Here is a 1,754-nt window from a genome sequence, read left to right on the forward strand (position 1 = left end):
GCGTGCTGCGTTTTGGTGGCTGCGCTACGCCATTTAGCGAGTCCAGTTGATACCAGTCATTTAACTCGCCCCAGGCGTAATCGGCGCTGCCCTCTGTGGTCAGTTGCTGTACCCGGCCAGTGCTAAGTTCAGTTAATTGCAGGTTGTGCGCCACGCTATTCAGCTGCCAGCGCTGATCCGGTGAAGTTACTGCGCCGGGCTGTGCCAGTTGCTGACATTGATATTGCGCTCGCATCTGCTGGTGCTGTGCCGCTTGCGCCACATCGCATCGCCAGCTTTGCTGCTGATACTGCAATTTGGCTTGCCACTCGTTGTTGCTGCGGCGCAATTGCAACTGGAGGTTATCGGCATCCAGCGCGGCCGTCGCCCCCAGCGCGCGCGCCAACTGAGACATATCTAATTGCCGCGGCGTCTGCTGCAAGCTGTCGGCAAAATAAAACTGGCGGCCATCGGCTTCCTGTCTGCTAAACCAATAGCCTTGTTGTTGCCAGTCAAACGGCAGTTCGGCGTTTAGCACTAACGGCCGCACCTTGGGGTAAAAAAACTGCTCAGCCTGCTGGTAAGCAGCGCCTGGCTCAGGTAAATCAGCGGCTGACACTGGCATTAACAGTAAGGCAGCGCTTAACAGTGCATAACGGACAATCATAATCATTCCTGCAAAAACAGTCGGCATTGCAGTTTAGCAAGCATCGTCATTGTATACAATATCCAATAATAACATTTCGGTTGTCCCTTAATTCTCTTATGCCAAAACGCTATTTAACACGGCATTTTAGACGCAAATCAAACTATATGTTATATTGTATACAATATTTTTTATGCTAAATTAATACAGCCGTTAGTGGCAGATTAACTATAATAACAGCACCAGAAGGAACAAACTTAAATGAAAAAAAATACCTTGCTGCTTAGCTTACTCTTTGGCAGCAGCACCCTGCTGGCTGGCGAACCAGCCTCATTGTCGCACCCTAGCCAGTTGGCGCAGGATTTACAGCATGGCCATGAGCATAATGATCGCCAGCAAACGCCAAAGCCGCCGCGGCTGGTATCGGCGCATGAATTTGAGAAAATACAGGCTAAGCTGCATGCCAAACGTAACCGCAAAGTACTACCGGCACATCTGATCCCCGATGCCGATAAAACCATGCGCTTGCAGCAGTTTTCCATACAAAGTGTCTGCACCTCGCCGGACGCTTTACTGCCCCTGTCAGGTGCGGCGCTGGTTAGCGCCATAGAGAGCGCCAACCTGACCAGCTGTTTATATGCACTAAATAACCAAAATTTACTCGGCAGCGGCCATTTTAGTGACGCTAAAATACTCACGGTGGTGCAAGCGATTAACAGTCGGATGGCCAGTTTTGATGGCTCAGATGCCAGTGGCGCCGCCGAACTGGAAAAGTTAGTTAGCTATCTGCGTGCTATGCACTGGGTTGAAGCTGGCAGCAATCGCCAGTTCAGTGCTGTGTATCTGAGTGCTTTGCAGCAGGCGTTTGATCAATATTTTGCCGGCGCTCACTTTGTCCGTTTTGATGGCAATACCTCGCGCAACTTTATGCTGCGCTATGAAATGCTGGTCCTGGTCAGCAGCTCTGATACTGATCGACTGCGTTATTTAACCCGTTTTAGTCAAGCGCTGAAAGGCTATACCGATACCGTGTCGCGCAGGGACAACTGGGGCCGGGCGTATGAAGAAAATGGCCTGACTCAGGTGTTAACCCATTATTTTAATGCCACTAATAATGGCAGTGCCGCCT

At 50.6% G+C, this 1,754-nt stretch carries 2 protein-coding genes; one reads left to right on the forward strand and one right to left on the reverse strand.

All coding sequences use genetic code 11. The features are described from left to right. Positions 1 to 646, reverse strand: a 646-nt coding sequence (locus V7D78_RS17265; protein WP_333609688.1) for a hypothetical protein, incomplete at its 3' end; no start/stop codon positions are given. Between the two features lie 240 nt (positions 647 to 886). Here V7D78_RS17265 and V7D78_RS17270 point away from each other — a divergent pair. Further along, positions 887 to 1,754: M9 family metallopeptidase N-terminal domain-containing protein (locus V7D78_RS17270; RefSeq protein WP_333609689.1), on the forward strand; the 868-nt coding region annotated here is incomplete at its 3' end.

It is taken from the genome of Arsukibacterium sp. (assembly GCF_036735525.1).
In the GTDB taxonomy this organism is placed as follows: domain Bacteria; phylum Pseudomonadota; class Gammaproteobacteria; order Enterobacterales; family Alteromonadaceae; genus Alishewanella.